Consider the following 23,769-nt stretch of genomic DNA (forward strand, 5'->3'; position numbering starts at 1 on the left):
ATGCTCCAACTCACACTTGACGACATCGCCGACATCATCGGCGGCAGACTCGTCCTTCCCGACGCGGTCGTGGCGGCCGGAACGTCGCCGCAGACCGTCGTCGCCGGCGCGGTCGACACCGACTCGCGCGAGATCCGTGACGGCGGCATCTTCGTCGCGAAACCCGGCGAGTTCAGCGACGGGTTCCTCTTCATCGACAAGGCGGTGGCCGCTGGCGCCTCGCTCGTGATCGCCGAACGACAGTCAGACGCGTCCGTCGCCCAGATCATCGTCGACGACGCCGTGCTCGCCCTGGGCGCCCTCGCGACCGAGGTCGTGCGGCGCGTGCGCGAGCACGGGCTGCTGCGCATCGTCGGCATCACGGGTTCGAACGGCAAGACGACCACGAAGAATCTCCTCCGCTCGATCCTCGAGACCGAGGGCGAGACGGTGGCGCCGCGCGACTCGTTCAACAACGAGGTGGGCGCTCCGCTCACGATGCTGAAGCTGACTCCGTCGAGCCGGTACCTCGTCGCCGAGATGGGCGCATCCGGCCCGGGCGAGATCACGCGCCTCATCCGCATGGCCAAGCCCGATGTCGGCGTCGTCCTGACCGTCGGACTGGCGCACGCCGGCGAATTCGGCGGCATCGCCACCACGCTGGCCACGAAGACAGAGATGGTGTCCGACCTCGAGTCCTCCGACGTCGCCGTGCTGAACATCGACGACCCCCGGGTCGCGGGCATGGCCGACAAGACCGCCGCCCGTGTCGTGTGGTTCGGCCTCGACGAGCGCGCGGCCGTGCGTGCCCACGACGTCGTCGCCCACGCATCCGGCACCGACTTCGTGCTGACGCTGGCATCCGGCGACAGCCGTCCGGTTCGATTCCGCGTGCTCGGCGAGCACCACGTGATGAACGCGCTGGCTGCGGCCGCTGCGGCGGAGAGCCTCGGCGTCGGCATCGATCGCATCGTCGACGCCCTCCAGACCGTGACGCGAGCCGAACGCTGGCGCATGGAGGTCCTCGGGGGCCGTGACGACGTCACGATCATCAACGACGCCTACAACGCGAGCCCCGACTCCATGGTGGCCGGCCTCAAGACGCTGGCCCAGATCGCCTCGCCGTCGTCGCGCAAGGTCGCGGTGCTCGGCGAGATGAGCGAGCTCGGCGAGTTCTCGCTCGAGGAGCACGACCGCATCGGACGCATGATCGTGCGGCTCGGCATCGAGAAGCTGGTCGTCGTGGGGGAGGGAGCCCGGGCTCTGCATCTCGCCGCGACCCACGAGGGGTCGTGGGACGGCGAGTCCGTGTTCGTCGAGACCGCCGACGAGGCCTATGACGTGCTCGCACCCGATCTGCGCTCGGGCGACATCGTCTTCGTGAAGTCGTCGAACTCCGCGGGACTCCGGTTCCTCGGCGATCGTCTGGGGGAGCTCTTCGCATGATCACCCTTCTCGCTGCAGGCTCCCTGTCGATGGTCTTCACGCTCTTCATGACGCCCGTCTTCATCCGACTCTTCAAGCGCCTGGCCTGGGGCCAGTTCATCAACATGGACGGCCCGGAGTCGCACCATGTGAAGCGCGGAACGCCCACGATGGGCGGAATCGTCATCGTTCTCGCCACGCTGTTCGGATACTTCGTGGCGCTGCTGTTCACACACCGGGGCATCTCCATCTCGGCGCTGCTGGTTCTGTTCCTCATGGTCGGACTCGGCATCGTCGGGTTCATCGACGACTTCATCAAGACCCATCGCAAACGAAGCCTGGGCCTCGGCCCCATCGCCAAGCTCGTCGGCCAGATCGTCGTCGGAGTCGTCTTCGCCCTGCTTGCGCTGAACTTCCGCGACGGCAACGGGCTGACGCCGGCCTCCACGGCGATCTCGATCGTGCGTGACACCCACATCAACTTCACGATGCTGGTCGTACCCGCCATCGTGGTGATCGCGTTCGTCGTCTGGGTCTGCGTGATCGTCATGGGCACGTCGAACGGAGTCAACCTCACCGACGGCCTCGACGGCCTGGCCCCGGGCTCCAGCATCCTCGCGATCGGCGCCTTCGTCTTCATCGGCTTCTGGCAGGACAGCCAGAACTGCTTCAATCCTCAGCTCGACCCCGACGTGCTCGGCAAGTGCTACGAGGTGCGCGACCCGATGGACCTGGCGATCGTCGCCGCCGCCATCGTCGGCGCCCTGATCGGCTTCCTGTGGTGGAACACCAACCCGGCGAAGATCTTCCTCGGCGACACCGGGTCGCTCGCGCTCGGCGGAGCCCTCGCGGCCCTCGCCATCCTGAGCCGCACCGAGCTGCTGTTGATCGTCATCGGCGGAATCTTCGTGATCGTCGCCGGGCAGGTCGTCATCCAGCTCACCTACTTCAAGCTCACCCGGGGCAAGCGCATCTGGCTCGCGAGCCCGCTGCACCACCACTTCGAGGTCAAGGGATGGGCCGAGGTCACGATCGTCGTGAGATTCTGGATCATCGCCGGTCTCCTCGTGGCCGCGGGCGTGGGGTCGTTCTACCTCGAATGGATCTCCCGATGATCGAGCCCGCCGACGGCAGGGCGCTCGGCCTCACCAGCTGGAACGACGATTGGTCTGGCCTCCGCGTGGGCGTTCTCGGGCTCGGGATCACCGGTTTCTCCGTCGCCGACACGCTGGCGGAGCTCGGCTCGCGCGTGCTCGTCGTCGCGGAGAAGGTCGACGACCGCTATCGGCTCATGCTCGACGTCATCGGCGCCGAGCTGGTGCAGGCGACCCCCCTGGCCTCGGTTCCGCCCGAGCTCGAGACCCTCGATCCCGAACTCCTGGTCGTGTCTCCGGGATTCCACCCGGACCATCCGGTCATCACCTGGGCGATCGAGAGGGGCATCCCCGTCTGGGGCGACGTGGAACTCGCCTGGCGTCTGCGCGACAAGGTCGGCACATCCGGTGCGGGCAGTGCGCCCGCCGAGTGGATCGCCGTCACCGGAACCAACGGAAAGACGACGACGGTCCAGCTGACGGCCGCCATGCTGGCGGCCGGAGGGCTGAGGGCGGCGCCCTGCGGCAACATCGGTGTTCCGGTGCTCGACGCGGTCCGCGATCCCCAGGGATTCGATGTCTTCGTGGTCGAGCTGTCGAGCTACCAGCTGCACTCCACGTCGAGCATGTCGCCGTGGGCGGCGGTCTGCCTCAATGTCGCGGAGGACCATCTCGACTGGCACGGTTCGATGGACGCGTATGTCGCGGCGAAGGCCCGCGTCTACACCAACACCCGCGCCGCCTGCGTCTACAACCGGGCCGACGCGCTCACGCTGAGGATGGTCGAAGACGCGGAGGTCGTCGAGGGCGCTCGGGCCATAGGATTCGACCTCGGCGTGCCCGGGCCCAGCGACCTCGGCATCGTCGACGGCATCCTGGTCGACCGTGCCTTCCACGACGACAGGCACAGCTCCGCACTCGAGATCACGACGGTGTCCCGCCTCGCCGAGCTCGGTCTCGGCGCCCCCCACACCGTCGCCGACGTGCTCGCGGCCACGGCGCTCGCTCGCAGCGTCGGAGTTTCTATCCCGGCCATCAGGACGGCGCTCGAGACGTTCCGCCTCGACCGCCACCGCATCGAGGTGATCGGGATGCGCGACGAGATCACCTGGGTCGACGACTCGAAGGCGACGAACCCGCACGCCGCGGCCGCCTCGCTCTCCGCCTACCCGTCGGTGGTCTGGATCGCCGGGGGGCTGCTCAAGGGCGTCGACATCGAGCCGCTGGTGCGCGCGCGAGCTGCGACGCTGCGCGGAGTCGTCCTCCTCGGCGAGGACCGCACCGCGCTGCGGGAGGCATTCGAGCGACACGCCCCCCACCTTCCGGTGCGAGAGGTGACCGGCACGGAGACTAGAAGTGTCATGTCGGTCGCTGTCGAACTGGCTGCCGCCCTCGCGGTGCCCGGTGACGTGGTGCTCCTGGCACCGGCGGCCGCGTCGATGGATCAGTTCACCGACTACTCCGACCGTGGCGACCGCTTTGCACGCGCCGTGCGACATTATCTGGGAGGCGATCCGGCTGACGACGACACGACCGACAGTGCGGCCCCGAACAGTGCGGCCCCAGGCGGTGCGGCCCCAAGCGCTGACATCGCAGACGCTGCCGCCGCAGACGGTGACCACTCCGAGGCCGGGCGCGAGCACGGCCACTCCGCCCTCGACGACTGACCGCAGCCGCACAGGCAGAAGCGCCCGCATCACCCTGGGGCGTGCGTTCCAGCCCGAATCGCGAAGCTACTTCCTCCTTCTCGGCACGACGCTCTTCCTCCTGCTCTTCGGCCTCGTGATGGTGCTCTCGTCGAGCTCGATCTCGTCGTACGCCGGTTCGCAGGGATCCTTCGGAGTGTTCTGGCGCCAGGCCATCTTCGCCATCGTCGGCGTGCCCCTGATGCTGGTCATCTCGCAGCTGCCCGTGCGCATCTGGCGTCGCTGGGCCTGGCTTCCCCTGGTCACCGGAATCGCCCTCCAGCTCCTGGTGCTCACGACGCCCCTCGGCATCGAGGTGGGCGGCAACCGCAACTGGATCGGCATCGGCGGCTTCAACGCGCAGCCGTCCGAGCTCATCAAGGTGGGGCTCGTCGCCTGGCTCGGCGTGATCCTCGCCAAGAAGGAGCCGTACCTCGGTCGCTGGGGCCACGTGCTGATCCCGGCGCTCCCGGTCGCAGGCCTTGGAATCTTCGTCGTGATGCTGGGCGGCGACCTGGGAACCGTGATGATCATGACCGCCCTCGTCTTCGGGGCCCTGTTCTTCGCCGGCATCAGGCTGCGCATGCTGGTGATCCCCGTCATCGTCGGGCTTGTGCTGACGGTGATCATCGCGCTGTCGAGCTCGTCTCGACTCTCGCGCATCGAGAACTTCCTCGGCATCGGATCCGGTGACCAGTCCGGCCTCTCGTATCAGAACCAGCACGCCGACTGGGCCATGGCGGCCGGCGGGGTGTTCGGAGTGGGCCTCGGCAACAGCAAGGCCAAGTGGCTCTGGCTGCCCGCCGCCGACAACGACTTCATCTTCGCGATCATCGGCGAGGAGCTCGGCCTCGTGGGCGCGATCGTCGTGCTGGCGCTCTTCGTGGTGCTCGCGGTCTCGTTCCTCAGGATCGTGAGGTCCTCCACCGATCTCTTCTCGCGGGTCGTGACGGGGTCGGCCATGGTCTGGATCATCGGCCAGGCCTTCGTCAACATTGCCGTCGTGCTGCAGGTCATCCCGGTTCTCGGCGTGCCCCTGCCGCTCATCTCCTCGGGAGGCTCGGCGCTCGTGACCACCCTCGTGGGCATCGGGCTCGTGCTCTCCATCGCGCGGCAGCGCGACCTGACGGCCGAGGTGCCCGCCGGGAAGGCGACCCGATGACCACCTACCTGCTTGCGGGAGGGGGTACCGCGGGCCACGTGAACCCCCTGCTCGCCACCGCCGACGAGGTGCGGCGTCGCGACCCGGAGGCGTCGATCATCGTCGTCGGCACGGCCGAGGGCCTCGAGGCCAGGCTGGTTCCGCTGCGCGGCTACGAGCTCGTGACCATTCCGCGGCTGCCCTTTCCTCGCAGGCCGAGCGGGGCCGCCCTCACCTTCGTCCCCCGTCTTCTCGGCGTCGTGGAGCAGCTGCGCTCGCTCATCGTGGAGCGGTCGGTCGACGTGGTCGTCGGGTTCGGCGGTTACGCGGCCGCGCCCGCCTATCTGGCGGCCCGACGCGCGCACGTTCCCGTCGTCATCCATGAGGCCAATGCCCGGCCCGGCCTGGCGAACAGGCTGGGCGCGCGATTCACCCCCTATGTCGGTGTGGTCTTCGCCGGCACACCCCTGCCTCACGCCACGCTCACCGGGCTGCCGCTCCGGCGTGAGATCTCCCGGCTCGACAGGGCCGCGACGTCCCCGAGCGCGCGTGACACCTTCGGACTCGAGCCCGACGCGCCCGTCCTCCTCGTCACCGGCGGGTCGCTCGGTGCGCAGAGGCTCAACCACACGATCCGGGATGCCTACGGCTCGATCCTCGACGCCGGGTGGCAGATCCTGCACATCTGGGGCGACAAGCCCGACCTGGTCGATCCGGGTGTCGATGGGTACAGGGTCGTGCGGTACTCCGACCGCATGGACCTCGCCTTCGCCGCAGCCGACCTCGTCGTGGCGAGAGCCGGGGCGGCCACGGTGTCGGAGCTTGCCGTGCTCGGCCTTCCGAGTGTTCTCGTGCCCTATCCCGTGGGAAACGGCGAGCAGAAGGTCAACGCGCACGACCTCGTCGAGGCGCATGCGGCGATCCTGGTCGACGACGCGCGATTCAGTCCGCAGTTCGTCGACGGCGAACTGCTCGCCCTGCTCGCCGATCGGCCGCGGATCGCTGCGATGGCCGACGCGGCCCGCGGCGTCGGCATCGCCGACGGCGACGCGCGTCTCGTCGAGCTGATCCGTCGCGCGCTGGCGAGAGCGTAACCTTGTCATCTGAACCGGCCGCAGGCCGTGTCCGGTTCCGTTCGAAGAGATGAGCCCCAGCACCGTGATCAAGCCAGACCTCAGCCAGCAGATACCCACCGAACTCGGCGCGGTGCATTTCGTGGGAATCGGCGGGTCGGGCATGAGCGGCATCGCGCGGCTGATGGTCGAGGCGGGACTCCGGGTCTCCGGTTCCGACGCGAAGGAGTCGAAGGGCACTCGTGCCCTCCGCGACCTCGGCGCCACGATCAGCATCGGGCACGCCGCCGAGAACCTGGGAGATGCGGACACGCTCGTCGTCACCAGCGCACTCTGGCCCGACAACCCGGAGTATCTCCTCGCGAAAGAGCGAGGCATTCCGGTGCTGCACCGCTCCCAGGCCCTCGCCTGGCTCGCGGGTCGCCATCGTCTCGTCGCGGTCGCGGGAGCCCACGGCAAGACCACGTCGACGGGAATGATCGTGACCGGCCTGATCGAGCTCGGCCAGAAGCCCAGCTTCGTCAACGGGGGAGTGATCTCCGCGCTCGGCACCAGCTCCGCGAGCGGAACCGGCGACATCTTCGTGCTCGAGGCCGACGAGTCCGACGGCTCCTTCCTGCTGTACGACAAGGCCGTCGCGCTCATCACCAACGTCGATCCCGACCACCTCGACCACTACGGTTCCGTGCAGGCGGTCGAAGACGCATTCGTGCGGTTCGCCGACGAGGCGTCCGAGCTCGTCGTGATCTCGGCCGACGATGCCGGCGCCGTCCGCGTCTCCGAACGACTCGACGCCCGTCGGGTGCTGACCTTCGGCGAGAGCGACGGCGCCGACGTGCGGCTGCACTCGGTCGAGACGGGCGACGTGGTCGCCTTCCAGATCAGCTACCTGGGCGAGGACTACGCGGGCACGCTGCTCGTGCCGGGACGGCACAACGCGCTGAACGCCGCCGGCGCCTTCGCCGTACTGGTCGGCATGGGCTTCGAGGCCTCTCAGATCCTGGATGCCGTGGGCCGGTTCGGCGGAACCGGTCGCCGGTTCGAGCTGCACGACACGGTGCGGGGCGTCAGCGTCTACGACGACTATGCGCATCACCCCACCGAGGTCGCCGCGGCTCTCACGGCGGCGCGAACGGTGGTGGGAGACGGACGCATCATCGCCGTGCACCAGCCGCACCTCTACTCTCGTACACAGCTGATGGCGGGGGAGTTCGCGGAGACGCTCGAGCGCACCGCCGACTTCACGGTCGTGCTCGATGTATGCGGGGCCCGCGAAGACCCCGTTCTCGGAGTCACGGGCGCATTGGTATCCGAGCGGTTCGAGGACCCCTCCGCCGTGCGCTACATCGCCGACTGGCAGCAGGCCGCCGATTTCACGGCGTCGATCGCGCGAGAAGGCGACTACGTCGTCACGCTGGGCTGCGGCGACGTCAACCTCATCGTGCCGCAGCTGCTCGAGGCCCTCGCCCGCGAGACCCAGGCGCCGCCCGCGGCATGAAACGACCTCCTGGCGTGACCCCGCCGCCGGCCGGGCCTCCTCCCGCCGAGACGCCGCCCGCCTCACAGGACGGGCGTTCCACCCGGCGTCCCGTGCTTCGACGTCCGAAGCGCGAGGCCGCGTCGGATGTCGACGCGATCACCGAGCCCATCGCCGTCATTCCCACCGGCGGTGCTACGCCGCCGGCCACGGACAGACCACTCCGCGACCCCCCACCGCTGCCCGAGGTATCGATCGACCCGCTCGACGAGGCGCCCGGCAGGAGCGGGGGAGGGGAGAGCGACGACGACCCCGCGTCGAAACCGTGGTGGCTCACCCGCCGCACCGACCCGACCGTCGAGTCGGAGCGCGAGGCGCAGAAGAACCTCGCCCACGCCGAGAGGCGCCGCCGCAGGTACGAGCGCGCCGAGGCCAGGCGTTTCACGCAGGCCACCCGCACTCGTCGTCGCAGATACCTGATCGCCCTCGCCGGCACCGTCGCCCTCGTGCTGCTCGTGGTGCTCACCGCCTATTCGCCCCTGCTCGCCGTGCGCACGATCACGGTGGAGGGAGCATCCCGCGTCGACCCCGCCGCGGTGTCGGCCGCTCTCGACGACCAACTGGGAAGGCCCCTGACCCTCGTGGACTTCGGCGAGGTGAAGAGCACGCTCGAGACCTTCCCGCTGATCCAGAGCTACGTCACCGAGGCCCGGCCGCCCGACACGCTTGTCATACGGATCGTCGAGAGGCGGCCGGTGGTGACGGTCGCCGTCGACGGTGCCTTCACGCTCGTGGATGCCGCCGGCGTCGTCGTCGAGACGACCCCAGAGCGGGCCGCGGGCTACCCGATCATCGACACGGCCGCCACGCCCGTGGATTCGCCCGGTTTCGCTGCGGCGAGTTCGGTCCTCCTCGCGCTCACTCCCGAGTTCCTGGCCCAGGTCGACTCGGTGAGCGCGCCCACTCCCGATTCCGTGACCCTGGTGCTGACGAGCGGGCAGCGTGTGGTGTGGGGCAGCGCTGAGGACTCGGCCCTTAAGGCGCGCATCGTCGGGAGCATGATCTCGAATCCCGGCATCCCGAATGTCACGGAATACGACGTCTCATCGCCCGAGGCTCCGATCACCCACTGATCGCGCACGATCCCTGTCGCCCGCGTCGCTTTCCTCCGGCAGTTCGCGACACGCGGGGCCTGTGGAGACGCAGGACAGGGCGATCCCCTTAGGTTCGAAACAAGAAATGCATACTCGATATAACTTTAAGTCTCAGCTAGAGGTTTAGGGTTCCAGCGGAGGCCGGACGTGACAACCAACCAGAACTATCTCGCAGTCATCAAAGTTGTCGGAATCGGCGGCGGCGGCGTCAATGCCGTCAACCGCATGATCGAGCTCGGACTGCGCGGCGTCGAGTTCATCGCCATCAACACCGACGCCCAGGCGCTGCTGATGAGCGATGCCGATGTCAAGCTCGACGTCGGTCGTGAGCTCACGCGTGGCCTCGGCGCCGGCGCCGACCCCGAGGTGGGCCGACGAGCCGCAGAAGATCACGCGGAGGAGATCGAGGAGGCGCTGTCCGGAGCCGACATGGTCTTCGTCACCGCGGGCGAGGGCGGCGGAACCGGTACCGGTGGCGCGCCGGTCGTGGCGCGGATCGCCAAATCCATCGGCGCTCTCACGATCGGTGTCGTGACCAAGCCCTTCGGCTTCGAGGGCAAGCGTCGTGCGTCGCAGGCCGAAGACGGCGTGGCGACCCTCAAGAACGAGGTCGACACCCTCATCGTCGTTCCCAACGACCGGCTTCTCGAGATCAGCGATCGCGGCATCAGCATGCTCGAGGCGTTCTCCACCGCAGACCAGGTTCTGCTCGCCGGCGTGCAGGGCATCACCGACCTCATCACCACACCCGGGCTCATCAACCTCGACTTCGCCGACGTGAAGAGCGTCATGCAGGGCGCCGGATCCGCCCTCATGGGCATCGGCTCCTCCCGTGGCGCCGACCGTGCCATCAAGGCGGCCGAGCTCGCCGTGGCATCGCCGCTTCTGGAGGCCAGCATCGAAGGCGCCCACGGCGTGCTGCTGTCGATCCAGGGCGGATCGAACCTCGGAATCTTCGAGATCAACGACGCCGCCAAACTTGTCCAAGACGCCGTGCACCCCGAGGCCAACATCATCTTCGGTGCGGTCATCGACGACACCCTCGGCGACGAGGTGCGCGTCACGGTCATCGCCGCGGGCTTCGACGGGGGAGACGCCACCGAGCAGAGGCGGGGCAGCTTCGTCGCGTCGGCCGACGAGAAGGACCCGTACGGTCCCGGCGGAACCGCCATCTCCACCCTGGCGCCGGTCCGCCACGCCGAGGAGCCTGCAGAGACTCCGGCTCCGGCCTGGTCGCAGACGGGCGAGCACCACCTCACGGGTGCCGTCGCCTTCGATCCCGCGTCGGAGGACGACGACACCGACCTGGACGTCCCCGACTTCCTCAAGTGACCCTCTCGTCGAGGCTCTCCGAGGTCACCGATCGGGTCGCGCAGGCCGCGGCCCGATCGGGCAGGAGCGCGTCGGATCTCACGATCATCCCCGTCACGAAGTTCCATCCCTCCGCTCTCATCCGTGAGCTGCACGGTCTCGGCGTTCGGGATGTCGCCGAGAACCGGCATCAGGAGGCGCGCGACAAGGCGGCAGAGCTCGCCGACCTCGCTGATCTGCGATGGCACTTCGTCGGGCAGCTGCAGGGCAAGAAGGCCCGCCAGGTACGTGCGTACGCCCACGTCATCCATTCCGTCGATCGGGCCTCACTGATCGACGCCCTCGCCTCAGACGAGACCGAGACGCGGGTGTTCCTCCAGGTCAACCTCACCGACGATCCCGCGCGCGGTGGAGTCGCTGCGGGCGCCCTCGACGACCTCGTCGAGCACGCCCTGGCAGCCCCGGGCATCCGGCTCGAGGGCCTGATGGCGGTCGCGCCCATCGGAGCCGACCCCCGCGCGGCATTCGCGCACGTGCGCGAACTGTCCGATCGCATCCGGCTCGTCGCACCCGACGCCGTCTCGCTCTCGATGGGTATGTCCGCCGATTTCGAGGAGGCCATCGCCGAAGGGGCGACACACCTACGAATTGGCACCGCAATCACGGGAAATCGTCCGACGGACGGTTAATCTTTCGACTAGGCACCTGAACCACATACCGGAGGAACACAATGGCCAACCCGCTTCGCAAGACGATGGTGTACCTGGGCCTGGCGGACGAAGAGCTGGAGTACGAAACTCCCGCCCCCGGTCCCGTCGCCCCGGTTCCCGCTCCCCAATCCCACTCAGCTCAGACGCACGCTGCACCTGCCGCAACCCGAGCTCCGGTGACTCCGTTGCGCAAGACGCACATCCAGAAGAACGTGGCACCCACTGAAATGAACGAGATCCTCACTGTTCACCCCAAGCAGTACAAAGATGCGCAGGTCATCGCCGAGAACTTCCGCGAGGGCATTCCCGTCATCATCAACCTGTCGCAGATGACGGATGCCGACGCGCGCCGCCTCATCGACTTCGCCGGCGGCCTCTCGCAGGGTCTCTACGGCAAGATCGAGCGCGTCACGAGCAAGGTCTTCCTGCTCTCGCCGTCGCACGTCTCGGTCTCGGGCGACACCACGACGGACACCCGTGCGGAGTCTTCCTTCTTCGTCCAGTCATAATTGACGAGTGGGTTCACTCGTCATCATCATCGCGTCAGTCGCGTATTACGCGCTGCTCGTCTACTTCTTCCTCATGTGGGGGCGCTTCGTCCTCGATCTCGTGCAGAGTTTCCAGCGATCCTGGCGTCCGGCGGGGTTCGTGCTGTTCGTGGCCGAGGTCGCGTACACGGTCACCGATCCGCCGATCAAGTTCTTCCGGCGCATCATCCCGCCTCTCAGGCTCGGCCCGGTCGCCTTCGACTTCGGCTGGAGCATCGTGATGCTGCTCGTCATCATCGCCATGTCGATCCTGAACTTCGTCAGGTATTCGGTGTAGCTCGTTGTAGGGTGTGTCATGCACAATCGAGACACGTGCGACGAGGGCTTTCCTGCTCAGCGCCGTGTTTATTGCTAGCGTTGGTTAGCGATATCCCGTTCGTCAAAAGTAATAAAGGTGGAAGAACATGGCGTTAACTCCAGAAGACGTTGTTAACAAGCGCTTTGCGCAGACCAAGTTCCGCGAGGGCTACGACCAGGACGAGGTCGATGACTTCCTGGACGAGGTCGTCGTAGAACTCCGTCGACTGACCCAGGAGAACGAGGAGCTTCGTGCTCAGCTCTCCTCCGGCGGATCCGCCCCTTCGGCGGCCGTCGATGCGCCCGTCGTGGCCGAGCCCGTCGCCGACGAGCCCGTCGTGGCCGACGAGGTCGTCCCCGAGCCCGTGGCCGCCGCTCCGGCTCCCGTCGCCGCTGCTCCGACCTCGGTCGAAGACGATGCGGCCTCGACCACCAACCTGCTTCAGCTCGCGCGCCGTCTTCACGACGAGCACGTCAAAGAGGGTGCAGACAAGCGCGACGCACTCATCGCCGAGGGTCACGCGACGGCAGCACGCATCGTCGCCGAGGCCGAGACGAAGCAGCGCAACGATCTCGCCCGCCTCAACCAGGAGAAGGCCGGCATCGAGCACCGCATCGACGAGCTGCGCTCGTTCGAGAAGGACTACCGCGTGAAGCTCAAGAGCTACATCGAGGGCCAGCTCCGCGAGCTCGACTCCTCAGGCACCGAGGGCGGATCCAAGTCCGCCGCACCGAGCTACACCGGCTTTGGAGGCTAGGACTGCCGCGAAGGCCAGTCCCAGGGTCCTGATCGTCCTGGTTCTCGTTGCAATCGCTGCGTTAATCCTCGATCAAGGCTCCAAGTACCTCGTTGTCACAACGCTGAAACCGGATGAGGTCGTCCCAGTTCTGGGCGACCTCCTCCAGTTCCAGTTCGTCAAGAACCCGGGCGCTGCCTTCTCCATCGGCAACGCCTACACCTGGATCTTCTCGATCCTCGCCTCTGCGGTCACCGTCTTCATCGTCTGGTTCGCACGGCGCATCCGCTCTCTCGGCTGGGCCATCGTGTTCGGCCTGCTGCTCGGGGGAGTGCTCGGCAATCTGACCGACCGTCTGTTCCGCGAGCCGGGCTTCGGAATCGGCCATGTCGTCGACTTCCTCCGCATCCCCCTGCTGCCCGCGATCTTCAACATCGCCGATACGGCGATCGTCGTCAGCATGGGACTCTTCCTCATCCTCACCCTTCGCGGGGTGGGCCTCGACGGGTCCCGTCCCGCTCGCTCCGGCGAAGAGGACGCCGAGCTCGAGGAGTCGCCCGCGACTCGAGCCGGCGAGAACTCCTGATGGCGGAGAGCCGTTCCTTCCCGGTTCCGGACGGCCTCGACGGCTCCCGGGTCGACGCGGCACTGGCGAAGATGCTCGGATTCTCGCGCACCTTCGCGGCTGAGATCCTCGACGCAGGCGGAGTGACCGTCGATGGCGCACCCGTCGGCAAGTCCGACCGTCTGCGGGCCGACTCGTGGCTCGAGGTCACGTGGAGCCCGAAGACCGAGGTGCAGATCGTTCCGATCGACGTGCCCGACCTCGGCATCGTCTACGACGACGATGACATCGTGGTGATCGACAAGCCGGTCGGCGTCGCCGCCCACCCGTCCGTCGGCTGGACCGGACCGACCGTTCTCGGCGCGCTTGCGGGTGCAGGCTTCCGCATCTCCACGAGCGGCGCATCCGAGCGCGCGGGCATCGTCCATCGCCTCGACGCCGGCACGAGCGGCCTGATGGTCGTCGCGAAGAGCGAAGACGCCTACACCTGGCTGAAGAAGGCCTTCCACGACCGAGAGGTCGACAAGATCTACCACGCCGTCGTGCAGGGCCATCCCGACCCGCTTGCGGGCACGATCGACGCTCCCATCGGGCGCCACCCGCGCTCCGATTGGAAGTTCGCGGTGACCGCGGCCGGCAAGCCGAGTGTCACCCACTACGAGACCCTCGAGGCCTTCCCGTCGGCGTCGCTTCTCGAGGTCCACCTCGAGACCGGCCGCACTCACCAGATCCGCGTGCACATGGCCGCGCAACGGCATCCGTGCGTCGGCGACTCCATGTACGGCGCCGATCCGACGATCTCGGCACGTCTCGGGCTGACACGCCAGTGGCTTCACGCCAAGCGGCTCGGATTCGTGCATCCGAGAACCCGCGAGTACGTCTCGTTCGAGTCGGAGTATCCGCTCGATCTGCAGCACGCGCTCGACATTCTCCGAGCCGACTGAGGCCCTTCGCCGGGGGAGCCGTCGTAAACTTGAGTCCTCTCACCCAGCTGTAGTCGGAGTTATCTGTGCCTTCCCACGATTCATTCGTCCACCTTCACGTGCACAGCGAGTACTCGATGCTCGATGGCGCGGCGCGGGTGAAACCGCTGATCGAGGCGGCCGTCGAACAGGGCATGCCGGCGGTCGCCGTGACCGACCACGGAAACGTGTTCGGCGCCTTCGACTTCTGGAAGACGGCGACCGAGGCCGGCATCAAGCCGATCATCGGAACAGAGGCCTACATCACGCCGGGCACGGCTCGCGGCGACAAGACCCGGGTCAAGTGGGGCGGTCCCAACTCCGGTCGTGACGACGTCTCCGGATCGGGTGCGTACACGCACATGACGCTGCTCTCCGAGACGACGGAGGGCATGCACAACCTGTTCCGCCTGTCGTCCCGGGCGTCGATCGAGGGCTACTACTTCAAGCCCCGCATGGACCGCGAGCTCCTCAGCATGTATTCGACGGGACTCATCGCGACCACCGGATGCCCGAGCGGCGAGATCCAGACGCGCCTGCGACTGGGCCAGTACGAGGAGGCGCGCAAGGCGGCGAGCGACTACCGCGACATCTTCGGCAAGGAGAACTACTTCGCCGAGATCATGGATCACGGCCTCGGCATCGAGCGCCAGATCATGCCCGACCTGCTCCGCCTGGCGAAGGAGCTCGACCTGCCGCTCGTTGCAACCAACGACCTGCACTACACGCACGCCCACGATGCGACGAGCCACGCCGCCCTGCTCTGCGTGCAGTCCGGATCGACGCTGTCCGACCCGAACCGCTTCAAGTTCGACGCCGACGAGTTCTACCTCAAGTCGGCGGCGGAGATGCGGCATCTGTTCCGCGACCACCCCGAGGCCTGCGACAACACGCTGCTCATCGCCGAGCGCTGCGAGACCGTCTTCAACACCAGTGCCAACTACATGCCCCGGTTCCCGGTGCCAGAGGGCGAGACCGAAGACACGTGGCTGGTCAAAGAGGTCGAGACGGGGCTCGCCGCGCGGTACCCGAACGGCATCCCCACCGACGTGCGCGAACGGGCAGAGTACGAGACCGGCGTGATCCTGCAGATGGGGTTCCCGGGCTACTTCCTCGTCGTCGCCGACTTCATCAACTGGTCGAAGAAGAACGGCATCCGTGTCGGTCCCGGCCGAGGATCCGGCGCGGGATCGATGGTCGCGTACGCCATGAACATCACCGACCTCGACCCGATCCGCCACGGGCTGATCTTCGAGCGGTTCCTCAACCCCGACCGCGTCTCGATGCCCGACTTCGACGTCGACTTCGACGACCGTCGCCGCGGCGAGGTCATCAAGTACGTCACCGAGAAGTACGGCGACGAGCGCGTCGCCCAGATCGTGACCTACGGAACCATCAAGGCGAAGCAGGCCCTCAAGGACTCCTCCCGCGTGCTCGGCTTCCCCTTCGGCATGGGCGACAAGCTCACCAAGGCGATGCCGCCGCCCATCATGGGAAAGGACATCCCCCTCTCGGGCATCTTCGACACGAAGCACCCGCGCTACAAGGAGGCTTCGGACATCCGCGCGGTCATCGAGAGCGACCCGGAGGCCAGGACCGTGTTCGACACGGCCGTCGGCATCGAGAACCTCAAGAGGCAGTGGGGCGTGCACGCCGCCGGCGTCATCATGTCGAGCGAGCCCCTGATCGACATCATCCCGATCATGAAGCGGGAGCAGGACGGCCAGATCGTCACCCAGTTCGACTACCCTGCTGCCGAGTCGCTCGGCCTGATCAAGATGGACTTCCTGGGGCTCCGCAACCTCACGATCATCGACGACGCGCTCGACAACATCCAGTCGAACCGCGGTCACCGGCCCGTCCTCGAAGACCTCGAACTCGACGACGTGCCCTCCTACGAGCTCCTGGCCCGCGGCGACACCCTCGGAGTCTTCCAGCTCGACGGTGGCGCCATGCGCTCCCTTCTCAGGCTCATGAAGCCCGACAACTTCGAAGACATCTCGGCCGTGCTCGCGCTCTACCGGCCCGGCCCCATGGGTGCCGACTCCCACACCAACTACGCGCTCCGCAAGAACGCGCTGCAGCCGATCACGCCCATCCATCCCGAGCTCGAAGAGCCTCTGTTCGAGGTGCTCGGAACCACCTACGGCCTGATCGTCTATCAGGAGCAGGTCATGTCGATCGCCCAGAAGCTGGCCGGCTTCACCCTGGCCCAGGCCGACCTGCTGCGCCGCGCGATGGGCAAGAAGAAGAAGTCCGAGCTCGACAAGCAGTTCGAGGGCTTCTCCGCGGGCATGAAGGCGAACGGCTACTCGATGGCCGCGATCCAGACACTCTGGGACATCCTGCTGCCCTTCTCCGACTACGCCTTCAACAAGGCGCACTCGGCCGCGTACGGCGTGGTCTCGTACTGGACCGCCTACCTCAAGGCCCACTATCCCGCCGAGTACATGGCCGCGCTTCTCACGAGCGTCGGCGACTCGAAAGACAAGATGGCGATCTACCTCAACGAGTGCCGTCGCATGAACATCAAGGTGCTTCCGCCCGACGTCAACGAGTCGATCGGATTCTTCGCCGCCGTGGGGGAGGACATCCGCTTCGGTCTCGGCGCCGTGCGCAACGTCGGGTTCAACGTCGTCGACGGGATCAAGAACGCCCGCGAGGAGAAGGGCCGCTTCGAGTCGTTCCACGACTTCCTGCGCAAGGTTCCCCTGCCCGTCACGAACAAGCGGGCGATCGAGTCGCTGATCAAGGCGGGCGCCTTCGACTCGCTCGGATCGTCGCGCCGCGCCCTCATGGAGATCCACGAGGATGCCGTCGAGAGCGCGGTCAGCGACAAGAGGGCCGAGGCCAACGGCCAGGTCGGTTTCGACTTCGACAGCCTGTGGGACGAGCCGCAGACCGAGAGCCAGGTTCCCGAGCGTCCCGAGTGGACGAAGCGCGACAAACTGGCGTTCGAGCGCGAGATGCTCGGCCTCTACGTGTCGGACCACCCCCTCGCCGGCCTCGAGATACCTCTGGCGAAGCACGCCTCGACCTCGATCACCGATCTGCTCGCGAGCGAGCACACGCAGGACGGCGACCAGGTGACGGTGGCGGGCCTGATCACGAACGTGCAGCACCGCACGGCACGCAACAGCGGCAACCAGTACGGCATGATCCAGATCGAGGACTTCGGCGGCGAGGTCACGGCTATGTTCATGGGCAAGTCCTACCAGGAGTTCGCACCGGCGCTGACGAACGACTCCATCGTCGTCGTGCGGGGGCGCGTGAGCATGCGCGACGACGGTCTGAACCTGCACGCCTTCAGCCTGTTCTCGCCCGACCTCGGACAGGCGGGCGGTTTCGGCCCGGTCGAGATCTCCCTGACCGAGGCTCGTGCGACGACCGACACGGTCAAGGCGTTGAACGACGTGCTGATCCGTCACTCGGGCGACACCGAGGTTCGGCTCAAGCTCGTCAAGGGCCAGACGGCCCGGGTGTTCGAGATTCCCTACCCGGTTCGCGTCTCGGCCGACCTCTACGGAGAGCTGAAGTCGCTCCTCGGGCCGAACTGCCTCGCCTGACGGCTAGGCGTGGTCGCCGAGCAGCCGGTAGGAGCGCTCGTGATACAGCAGGGCCTCGTCGTCGTCGCCGAGGCCGCCCTGCTCGATCTGAACGGCGACGACCGCGTTGTTGTGCAGCGGCATGCGCCCGATGATCCGGCCGACCATCCACGCGGTCACGTCCTTGAGCACGGGCAGGCCGTGCGGCCCCCGGTGCCAGTGGTCGCCCGCGAATCGCAGCGAGTGATCGCCCGACATGATCTCCGCCACCGGACGGTTACGCGAACCGAGCATGTGGATGGCGACGAACTCGGTCTCGGAGATCGCGCGCCACGCGCTGGCCGAGCGGGCCATGTTGAAGGTCGCCATGGGCGGCACCGCGGAGAGCGACGACAACGACGTGGCGGTGAAGCCGACGGGATCTCCCTCGGGGGAGAGCGCCGTCACCACGGCCACGCCGGCGGCATGACGCCGGAACGCCTGTTTGAAAGCCAGGAGATCGTCGGGTGTCTGCGGCTGGCTGGGGGTCGCCTCGGGGGCGTCGGGCTCGGTGCTATCGGTCACGCATTCCTCCAACGCGGCACGGAGGGTGGGCTATTCCCCGAGGAGAGGACACCGGGGAACGGCTAATACAATGAACAGGCCATGATTCAGACGATCGACCTCCGAGGTCACAAGCCTAGCCCTTCCGAACTCAGCGACCTGGTGCCCCGTTCGCTGACCGATGTGTCGGTCGCGCAGCTCGCCGCGCAGGAGTTGATCGATGATGTGGTCGCTCGGGGAGAGCAGGCGATCCTCGACCAGGCCCTGCGGTTCGACGGCGTCGCGCCGGCGTCCATCCGGGTCTCGCAGAGCGAGATCGACGACGCCGTCGCACAGCTCGACCCCGCGGTGCGCACCGCCCTGGAGTCGGCCATCGACAGGGTTCGCAAGGCCACGCGCGCCCAGGTTCCCCCGCCCACGACCACGAGCCTCGGCCCCGGAGCGCTCGTCGAGCAGCGGTGGCAGCCTGTCGACAGGGTCGGTCTCTACGTGCCCGGCGGCAAGGCGGTCTACCCGTCGAGCGTCGTCATGAACGTGGTTCCCGCGCAGGTTGCCGGGGTCTCCTCGATCGCCCTCGTCTCGCCCCCGCAGAAGCAGTTCGGCGGATCGGTGCACCCCACCATCCTCGGCGCGGCGGGTCTGCTCGGCATCACCGAGGTCTACGCCATGGGCGGCGCCGGCGCGATCGGCGCCCTGGCCCACGGCATCCCGTCGCTCGGCCTCGACCCCGTTCAAGTCATCACCGGGCCCGGCAACGTCTACGTCGCCGCTGCCAAGCGCATCGTGCACGGGCGTGCGGGCATCGACTCCGAAGCAGGTCCCACCGAGATCCTCATCATCGCCGACGACAGCGCGGACGCGTCGTTCGTCGTGGCAGACCTGGTGAGCCAGGCCGAGCACGACGAGCTCGCCGCGGCTGTGCTCGTGACCGATTCGGCCCGGCTCGCCGACTCCGTTCGGTCGCTGCTCGACGACGCCGCACGGTCCACGCGTCACGCCGACAGGGTGGCCGTGGCGCTCGACGGCGTGCAGTCGGCCATCGTGCTCGTCGACGACCTCGCGGCGGCGGCTGACTTCAGCAACGCCTACGGTCCCGAGCACCTCGAGATCCAGACGAGCGATCCCGACGCACTCCTTCCCGCGATCCACAGTGCCGGGGCGATCTTCCTGGGTGCGTACTCTCCCGTGAGCCTCGGCGACTACCTCGCCGGTTCGAACCACGTGCTCCCGACCGGGGGCCAGTCCCGGTTCTCCTCAGGCCTCGGCGCCTACACGTTCCTCCGTCCTCAGCAGGTCATCCGCTACGACAGTGCGGCCCTCCGAGAGGTCAGCGGCCGAATCCACGCCCTCGCCGAGTCGGAGAACCTGCCGGCGCACGCCGAGGCCGTGGCCGCGCGTTTCGAATCCACAGACAGGTAGGCCTTCTCCCCATGTTCTGCCCATATTGCCGATACCCCGACTCCCGGGTCGTCGATTCTCGAACGACAGACGACGGCCTCGCGATCCGCCGTCGGCGCCAGTGCCCGGAATGCGGCCGACGCTTCAGCACCACCGAGACCGCAAGCCTCAACGTGATCAAGCGCAGCGGTGTCGTCGTGCCCTTCAGCCGCGACAAGATCGTGAGCGGAGTGCGCAAGGCCTGCCAGGGTCGACCCGTCACCGACTCCGACCTGGCGATTCTCGCCCAGCGCGTGGAGGAGACCGTGCGCCTCAGCGGAGCCGCGCAGATCGAGGCGAACGATATCGGTCTCGCCATCCTGCAGCCCCTGCGCGAGCTCGACGAGGTGGCCTACCTGCGCTTCGCGAGCGTGTATCAGGGCTTCGATTCGCTCGAAGACTTCGAAGAGGCCATCACCCTGCTGCGTGTCGAGCACGCGGCGTCACGCTCCTCCGACGAGAAGCAGACCACGGTCGAGTGATGTATGCGCTTCTCTTCTCCCTCGTCCTGACCCGCCTCGACCCCGAACGCGCGCACCACCTCGCGTTCACGGTGATCCGTCTCATACCGCGCCTCGGCATCGGCGGCATCGTCCGACGATTCACCGCGTCGAGATCGACGCACGCCGTGAAGACCTTGGGTCTCGACTTCGCCACCCCGTTCGGACTGGCGGCCGGATTCGACAAGGATGCCCGCGGCATCCAGGGTCTGGGTGCACTCGGGTTCGGGCATGTCGAGGTGGGTACCATCACGGCGCATCCGCAGCCGGGGAACGACAGGCCCCGCCTGTTCCGTCTCATCGCCGACCGGGCGGTCGTGAACCGGATGGGGTTCAACAACGGGGGAGCGGCCGAGGCCTCGCTTCGAGTGGCGCGGGCGACCGCGTATCCGGGCCGACCCGTGATCGGGGTCAACATCGGCAAGAGCCGCATCGTCGATGTCGACGACGCGATCGGCGATTACATCTCGAGCACACGGGCGCTCGCCCCGGTGGCCGACTACCTGGTGGTGAACGTCAGCTCCCCGAACACCCCGGGGCTTCGCGGCCTGCAGGAGATCGACAAGCTGGAGCCGCTGCTGAAGGCGGTCAAGACCGAGGCCGGCTCGACACCGCTGCTCGTGAAGATCGCGCCCGACCTCACCGACGACGAGGTGGAGCGGGTCTCCCGGCTCGCTGTCGACCTGGGCCTCGACGGCATCATCGCCACGAATACCACCCTCTCCCGCGAGGGCCTGCGCACAGACCCGACGATCGTGGCGGCAGCCGGTGCGGGCGGGCTCTCAGGCGCCCCTCTGGCGGCGCGATCCCTCGACGTGCTGCGTCTCATCCGGGCGGTCGTGCCTGCGGAGCTCTGCGTGATCTCCGTCGGCGGGGTGGAGACGGCGCACGACGTGGTCGAGCGGCTTAGAGCGGGCGCGACCCTCGTTCAGGGTTACACCGCGTTCCTCTACCTCGGGCCCCTGTGGGCGCGCCGTATCAATCGCGGGCTCGACAGACTGCTCGCGGCGGAGAGCGCCTAGCGGAGCTCGGCCAGCGCGGCGTCGATCCGGCGGAGGCGCGTGGCCTCGGTCTTCGCCGACTCGATCGGCAGCACGATGCGGTTCTGATTGCTGTACGAGAGCGCGTCGAAGCGGGCCTTCGCGGCAGGGTCGCCATCGAGAGCGCCGGCGAGGTCGGCGGGAACGGCGACCTCGCGGGGGGCGGTGTCGGGCTCGAGGGCGACCTCGACCTCGTCGCCGCCGGAGACGCCCGCCGCCTCACGGTTCGCCGCGCTGAGAAAGATCATCAGCCGGCCCTTGTAAGGCGCGACGCTGCTGCGATAGCTGTGGCCTCCCACGGTCACGACGACGGGGATCCGCTTCGCCGTTCCGAGAGCGGACATGACGTCGGCGGGAACCTCGATGCCGGTGTTGTTGCCGTCGAGGACGATGGTCGTGGTGAACTTCACGAGAGCAGCCATGTCGTTTCGCCTGGGTCGAGGCCCGTGGATCAGACCGGGTACTTGCCGCGCTTGACCTGCGGCTTCGGCAGGCGGAGCGGGCGCAGCTGCAGGGCGCGCATGGCCGCGTACCAGCGCACGCCCTTCTCGACGCGGTCGTCGCCGAACTTCGCCTTGAGCTTGCGCGTGACGAGCCAGCCGAGCAGGAGGCTGTCGGCCACCACGAGAACGACGAACGCGTAGAGGGCGAGCATCAGGGCCGTCTGAACGGTCGGGTTCGGAACGAGGGTCGCCAGGATGACGGCGAACATCACCGGGATCATGACCTCGCCGAGACTGAACCGTGCGTCGACGTAGTCGCGGATGTAGCGGCGCTGGGGACCCTTGTCGCGGATCGGGAGGAACTTCTCCTCGCCGTTGGCCATGCCGATGCGGGCCCTGTCGCGGGACTCCTGCAGCTTCGCGCGCGACGCCTTGCGGGCCTCTTTGTTGTCGCCGGCGACGAGAGGACGCCTGTTCGCGGCCTCGCGCTCCTTGCGCGTCGGGGTCGCGTGACCCTTGCCGCCCAGCGGGGCGTCGTCGAGCTGCGCGTCGAGAGCGGGTGCTTTGTCTTTGGCCACGAGGTACGTCCTTGCCGAAAAGTGCAGAAGGATAAAGTTTACCTCTATGACTGAGAACACGGGCACGATCAATTCACACGGCAGCGAAGCGCAGCAGACGGTGCGCGAGATCGTCGAGCGCAACATGCCGGCATCCATCTCCGACCTGACCGACCTCGTGCGCATCCCGTCGGTGTCGTGGGAGGCCTTCGACCGGTCGTTCGTCGCCCAGAGCGCAGCGGCGGTGGCCGCGCTGCTCGACGACACCGGTGCCTTCGACTCCGTCGTCACGTCGCAGGCGGAGACGCCCGAGGGTGGTCTCGGACAGCCCGCCGTGCTGGCGACGAGGGCGGCGAAGAACGGGCGCCCCACCGTGCTGCTCTACGCGCACCACGATGTCCAGCCCCCCGGCGACGAGGCCGATTGGCAGTCGGCGCCCTACGAACCCACGATCCGGGGCGACCGTCTGTACGGGCGCGGGGCATCCGACGACAAGGCCGGCGTCGTGTCGCACATCGCGTCGGTGCGCGCCCTGGTCGAGGCGACGCAGAACGAGTTCGACCTGGGTCTGGTCGTCTTCATCGAAGGAGAAGAGGAGTTCGGCTCGCGCTCCTTCGCAGCATTCCTCGACAAGCACCGCGAGCAGCTGGAGGCCGACGTCATCGTCGTCGCCGACTCCGACAACTGGAACGTCGACACCCCGGCCCTCACCATCAGCCTGCGCGGCAACGTCACGTTCAAGCTGACGGTGCGCACCCTCGAGCACGCGTCGCACTCGGGCATGTTCGGGGGTGCGGCGCCGGATGCGATGCTCGCAGCCGTCCGCCTGCTCGCGTCGCTGCATGGCGAAGACGGGTCGGTCGCCGTCGACGGCCTCGTCGGAACGCAGGGTGCGACCCCGGAGTATCCCGAGGATCAGCTGGCCGAGGAAGCAGGGTTCCTCGAGGGAGTGCGGAGCGTCGGGCACGGCGCCATCCTGTCGCGGCTCTGGTTCCAGCCGGCCATCACGGTAACCGGGATCGACGCACCCAGCGTCGCGAACGCATCCAACACCCTTCTGCCCCAGGTGGCCGTGCGCATCAGCTCGCGCATCGCCCCCGGGCAGAAGGCGCGCGAGGCGTTCGCCGCCATCGAGACGCACCTGCGTGCCCATGCGCCCTTCGGAGCGACCCTCGAGATCACCGACGTCGACCTCGGCGACGCGTTCCTCGTCGACACCAGCGGCTGGGCGGTACGCGAGGCCAAGGCGGCCATGAAGGACGGCTGGGGTGTCGATCCGGTCGACACCGGCATCGGCGGATCCATCCCGTTCATCTCCGATCTCTCCCGCGTCTTTCCCGACGCGCAGATCCTCGTGACCGGCGTCGAGGACCCAGACACCCGCGCGCACAGCCCGAACGAGTCGCAGCACCTGGGCGTCTTCAAGCGCGCGATCCTGAGTGAGGCCCTTCTTCTGGCGCGACTGAACGAGAAGACTCTCGCCCAGCTCTCGGAATGAAATCCGCCCACGCACGGTTTGCGTGTTTAGACTGACCACTACCGACGT

Annotated in this window: 22 protein-coding genes; 19 read left to right on the forward strand and 3 right to left on the reverse strand. The window is 67.6% G+C overall.

Going from position 1 to position 23,769, the window contains the following annotated elements; translation table 11 throughout:
- The 15 genes from QCD70_RS04545 to dnaE all read left to right on the forward strand — a co-directional run bounded on the left by QCD70_RS04545 (position 1) and on the right by dnaE (position 17,724).
- Positions 1 to 1,425 carry a UDP-N-acetylmuramoyl-tripeptide--D-alanyl-D-alanine ligase gene (locus QCD70_RS04545; RefSeq protein WP_301213993.1) on the forward strand — a complete coding sequence of 475 codons (1,425 nt, stop codon included), beginning with the start codon at positions 1 to 3 and terminating at the stop codon, positions 1,423 to 1,425.
- On the forward strand, positions 1,422 to 2,519 hold the full coding sequence (gene mraY, locus QCD70_RS04550; protein ID WP_301213994.1) for a phospho-N-acetylmuramoyl-pentapeptide-transferase: 1,098 nt from the start codon (positions 1,422 to 1,424) through the stop codon (positions 2,517 to 2,519). Before QCD70_RS04545 ends, mraY begins: the two co-directional genes overlap by 4 nt.
- Positions 2,516 to 4,165, forward strand: coding sequence for a UDP-N-acetylmuramoyl-L-alanine--D-glutamate ligase (murD, locus tag QCD70_RS04555; RefSeq protein ID WP_301213995.1), 1,650 nt, complete (start codon positions 2,516 to 2,518; stop codon positions 4,163 to 4,165). Before mraY ends, murD begins: the two co-directional genes overlap by 4 nt.
- Positions 4,113 to 5,345: a putative lipid II flippase FtsW gene (ftsW, locus tag QCD70_RS04560; RefSeq protein ID WP_301213996.1), complete on the forward strand. Its 1,233-nt coding sequence runs from the start codon at positions 4,113 to 4,115 to the stop codon at positions 5,343 to 5,345. Before murD ends, ftsW begins: the two co-directional genes overlap by 53 nt.
- Positions 5,342 to 6,418: a UDP-N-acetylglucosamine--N-acetylmuramyl-(pentapeptide) pyrophosphoryl-undecaprenol N-acetylglucosamine transferase gene (locus QCD70_RS04565; RefSeq protein ID WP_301213997.1), complete on the forward strand. Its 1,077-nt coding sequence runs from the start codon at positions 5,342 to 5,344 to the stop codon at positions 6,416 to 6,418. Before ftsW ends, QCD70_RS04565 begins: the two co-directional genes overlap by 4 nt.
- 64 nt (positions 6,419 to 6,482) lie before the next feature.
- A complete protein-coding gene (gene murC, locus QCD70_RS04570) occupies positions 6,483 to 7,895 on the forward strand; it encodes a UDP-N-acetylmuramate--L-alanine ligase (RefSeq protein ID WP_301214221.1) in 1,413 nt (470 codons plus the stop codon).
- Positions 7,892 to 9,007 (forward strand): FtsQ-type POTRA domain-containing protein, encoded by a 1,116-nt coding sequence (locus QCD70_RS04575; protein ID WP_301213998.1) that lies wholly within the window; start codon positions 7,892 to 7,894, stop codon positions 9,005 to 9,007. Before murC ends, QCD70_RS04575 begins: the two co-directional genes overlap by 4 nt.
- 168 nt (positions 9,008 to 9,175) lie before the next feature.
- Positions 9,176 to 10,360, forward strand: coding sequence for a cell division protein FtsZ (gene ftsZ / locus QCD70_RS04580; RefSeq protein ID WP_055928456.1), 1,185 nt, complete (start codon positions 9,176 to 9,178; stop codon positions 10,358 to 10,360).
- Complete coding sequence (locus tag QCD70_RS04585; RefSeq protein ID WP_301213999.1) at positions 10,357 to 11,028, forward strand: YggS family pyridoxal phosphate-dependent enzyme; 672 nt, start codon at positions 10,357 to 10,359, stop codon at positions 11,026 to 11,028. Before ftsZ ends, QCD70_RS04585 begins: the two co-directional genes overlap by 4 nt.
- A gap of 41 nt (positions 11,029 to 11,069) precedes the next feature.
- A complete protein-coding gene (locus QCD70_RS04590; RefSeq protein ID WP_055950028.1) occupies positions 11,070 to 11,558 on the forward strand; it encodes a cell division protein SepF in 489 nt (162 codons plus the stop codon).
- A gap of 7 nt (positions 11,559 to 11,565) precedes the next feature.
- Entirely contained in the window at positions 11,566 to 11,874 is a 309-nt protein-coding gene (locus tag QCD70_RS04595; protein ID WP_055928464.1) for a YggT family protein, read from the forward strand.
- Between the two features lie 127 nt (positions 11,875 to 12,001).
- Positions 12,002 to 12,652: a DivIVA domain-containing protein gene (locus QCD70_RS04600; protein ID WP_301214000.1), complete on the forward strand. Its 651-nt coding sequence runs from the start codon at positions 12,002 to 12,004 to the stop codon at positions 12,650 to 12,652.
- Positions 12,642 to 13,217: a signal peptidase II gene (lspA, locus tag QCD70_RS04605; RefSeq protein ID WP_301214001.1), complete on the forward strand. Its 576-nt coding sequence runs from the start codon at positions 12,642 to 12,644 to the stop codon at positions 13,215 to 13,217. Before QCD70_RS04600 ends, lspA begins: the two co-directional genes overlap by 11 nt.
- A complete protein-coding gene (locus tag QCD70_RS04610) occupies positions 13,217 to 14,140 on the forward strand; it encodes an RluA family pseudouridine synthase (RefSeq protein WP_301214002.1) in 924 nt (307 codons plus the stop codon). Before lspA ends, QCD70_RS04610 begins: the two co-directional genes overlap by 1 nt.
- 116 nt (positions 14,141 to 14,256) lie before the next feature.
- Positions 14,257 to 17,724 (forward strand): DNA polymerase III subunit alpha, encoded by a 3,468-nt coding sequence (dnaE, locus tag QCD70_RS04615; RefSeq protein ID WP_441004919.1) that lies wholly within the window; start codon positions 14,257 to 14,259, stop codon positions 17,722 to 17,724.
- 3 nt (positions 17,725 to 17,727) lie between these two features.
- Here the strand turns inward: dnaE and QCD70_RS04620 are convergent, their stop codons facing one another.
- The gene (locus QCD70_RS04620; RefSeq protein ID WP_441004911.1) at positions 17,728 to 18,267 is read right to left on the reverse strand and encodes a flavin reductase family protein; all 540 of its coding nucleotides are present in this window, start codon (positions 18,265 to 18,267) and stop codon (positions 17,728 to 17,730) included.
- An 81-nt stretch (positions 18,268 to 18,348) separates the two neighbouring features.
- Here QCD70_RS04620 and hisD point away from each other — a divergent pair, with 81 nt between their 5' ends.
- The 3 genes from hisD to QCD70_RS04635 are packed head-to-tail and all read left to right on the forward strand — an operon-like array spanning position 18,349 to position 21,205.
- Positions 18,349 to 19,665 carry a histidinol dehydrogenase gene (gene hisD / locus QCD70_RS04625; RefSeq protein WP_301214004.1) on the forward strand — a complete coding sequence of 439 codons (1,317 nt, stop codon included), beginning with the start codon at positions 18,349 to 18,351 and terminating at the stop codon, positions 19,663 to 19,665.
- An 11-nt stretch (positions 19,666 to 19,676) separates the two neighbouring features.
- The gene (gene nrdR / locus QCD70_RS04630; RefSeq protein ID WP_301214005.1) at positions 19,677 to 20,165 is read left to right on the forward strand and encodes a transcriptional regulator NrdR; all 489 of its coding nucleotides are present in this window, start codon (positions 19,677 to 19,679) and stop codon (positions 20,163 to 20,165) included.
- Positions 20,165 to 21,205: a quinone-dependent dihydroorotate dehydrogenase gene (locus QCD70_RS04635; RefSeq protein WP_301214006.1), complete on the forward strand. Its 1,041-nt coding sequence runs from the start codon at positions 20,165 to 20,167 to the stop codon at positions 21,203 to 21,205. Before nrdR ends, QCD70_RS04635 begins: the two co-directional genes overlap by 1 nt.
- Here the strand turns inward: QCD70_RS04635 and QCD70_RS04640 are convergent.
- Entirely contained in the window at positions 21,202 to 21,645 is a 444-nt protein-coding gene (locus QCD70_RS04640) for a YdeI/OmpD-associated family protein (RefSeq protein WP_301214007.1), read from the reverse strand. The two genes, QCD70_RS04635 and QCD70_RS04640, sit on opposite strands and share 4 nt — an antisense overlap.
- A 29-nt stretch (positions 21,646 to 21,674) precedes the next feature.
- Positions 21,675 to 22,244: a DUF3043 domain-containing protein gene (locus QCD70_RS04645; protein WP_301214008.1), complete on the reverse strand. Its 570-nt coding sequence runs from the start codon at positions 22,242 to 22,244 to the stop codon at positions 21,675 to 21,677.
- A 46-nt stretch (positions 22,245 to 22,290) separates the two neighbouring features.
- On the opposite strand from QCD70_RS04645, the gene QCD70_RS04650 reads away from it, so the two are divergent.
- Positions 22,291 to 23,721, forward strand: coding sequence for a dipeptidase (locus tag QCD70_RS04650; protein WP_301214009.1), 1,431 nt, complete (start codon positions 22,291 to 22,293; stop codon positions 23,719 to 23,721).
- The last annotated feature ends 48 nt before the right edge of the window (positions 23,722 to 23,769 follow it).

The organism is Agreia sp. PsM10, assembly GCF_030433855.1.
Lineage (GTDB): Bacteria > Actinomycetota > Actinomycetes > Actinomycetales > Microbacteriaceae > Agreia.

What these genes read in the sequence shown, in the direction of transcription:
- QCD70_RS04650 (WP_301214009.1), top strand. Translation starts at nt 22,291, where the DNA reads ATGACTGAGAACACGGGCACGATCAATTCACACGGCAGCGAAGCGCAG.
- QCD70_RS04575 (WP_301213998.1), top strand. Translation starts at nt 7,892, where the DNA reads ATGAAACGACCTCCTGGCGTGACCCCGCCGCCGGCCGGGCCTCCTCCC.
- hisD (WP_301214004.1), top strand. Translation starts at nt 18,349, where the DNA reads ATGATTCAGACGATCGACCTCCGAGGTCACAAGCCTAGCCCTTCCGAA.
- QCD70_RS04635 (WP_301214006.1), top strand. Translation starts at nt 20,165, where the DNA reads ATGTATGCGCTTCTCTTCTCCCTCGTCCTGACCCGCCTCGACCCCGAA.
- QCD70_RS04610 (WP_301214002.1), top strand. Translation starts at nt 13,217, where the DNA reads ATGGCGGAGAGCCGTTCCTTCCCGGTTCCGGACGGCCTCGACGGCTCC.
- QCD70_RS04565 (WP_301213997.1), top strand. Translation starts at nt 5,342, where the DNA reads ATGACCACCTACCTGCTTGCGGGAGGGGGTACCGCGGGCCACGTGAAC.
- QCD70_RS04545 (WP_301213993.1), top strand. Translation starts at nt 1, where the DNA reads ATGCTCCAACTCACACTTGACGACATCGCCGACATCATCGGCGGCAGA.
- murD (WP_301213995.1), top strand. Translation starts at nt 2,516, where the DNA reads ATGATCGAGCCCGCCGACGGCAGGGCGCTCGGCCTCACCAGCTGGAAC.
- nrdR (WP_301214005.1), top strand. Translation starts at nt 19,677, where the DNA reads ATGTTCTGCCCATATTGCCGATACCCCGACTCCCGGGTCGTCGATTCT.
- QCD70_RS04600 (WP_301214000.1), top strand. Translation starts at nt 12,002, where the DNA reads ATGGCGTTAACTCCAGAAGACGTTGTTAACAAGCGCTTTGCGCAGACC.
- dnaE (WP_441004919.1), top strand. Translation starts at nt 14,257, where the DNA reads ATGCTCGATGGCGCGGCGCGGGTGAAACCGCTGATCGAGGCGGCCGTC.
- mraY (WP_301213994.1), top strand. Translation starts at nt 1,422, where the DNA reads ATGATCACCCTTCTCGCTGCAGGCTCCCTGTCGATGGTCTTCACGCTC.
- QCD70_RS04590 (WP_055950028.1), top strand. Translation starts at nt 11,070, where the DNA reads ATGGCCAACCCGCTTCGCAAGACGATGGTGTACCTGGGCCTGGCGGAC.
- QCD70_RS04640 (WP_301214007.1), bottom strand. Translation starts at nt 21,645, where the DNA reads ATGGCTGCTCTCGTGAAGTTCACCACGACCATCGTCCTCGACGGCAAC.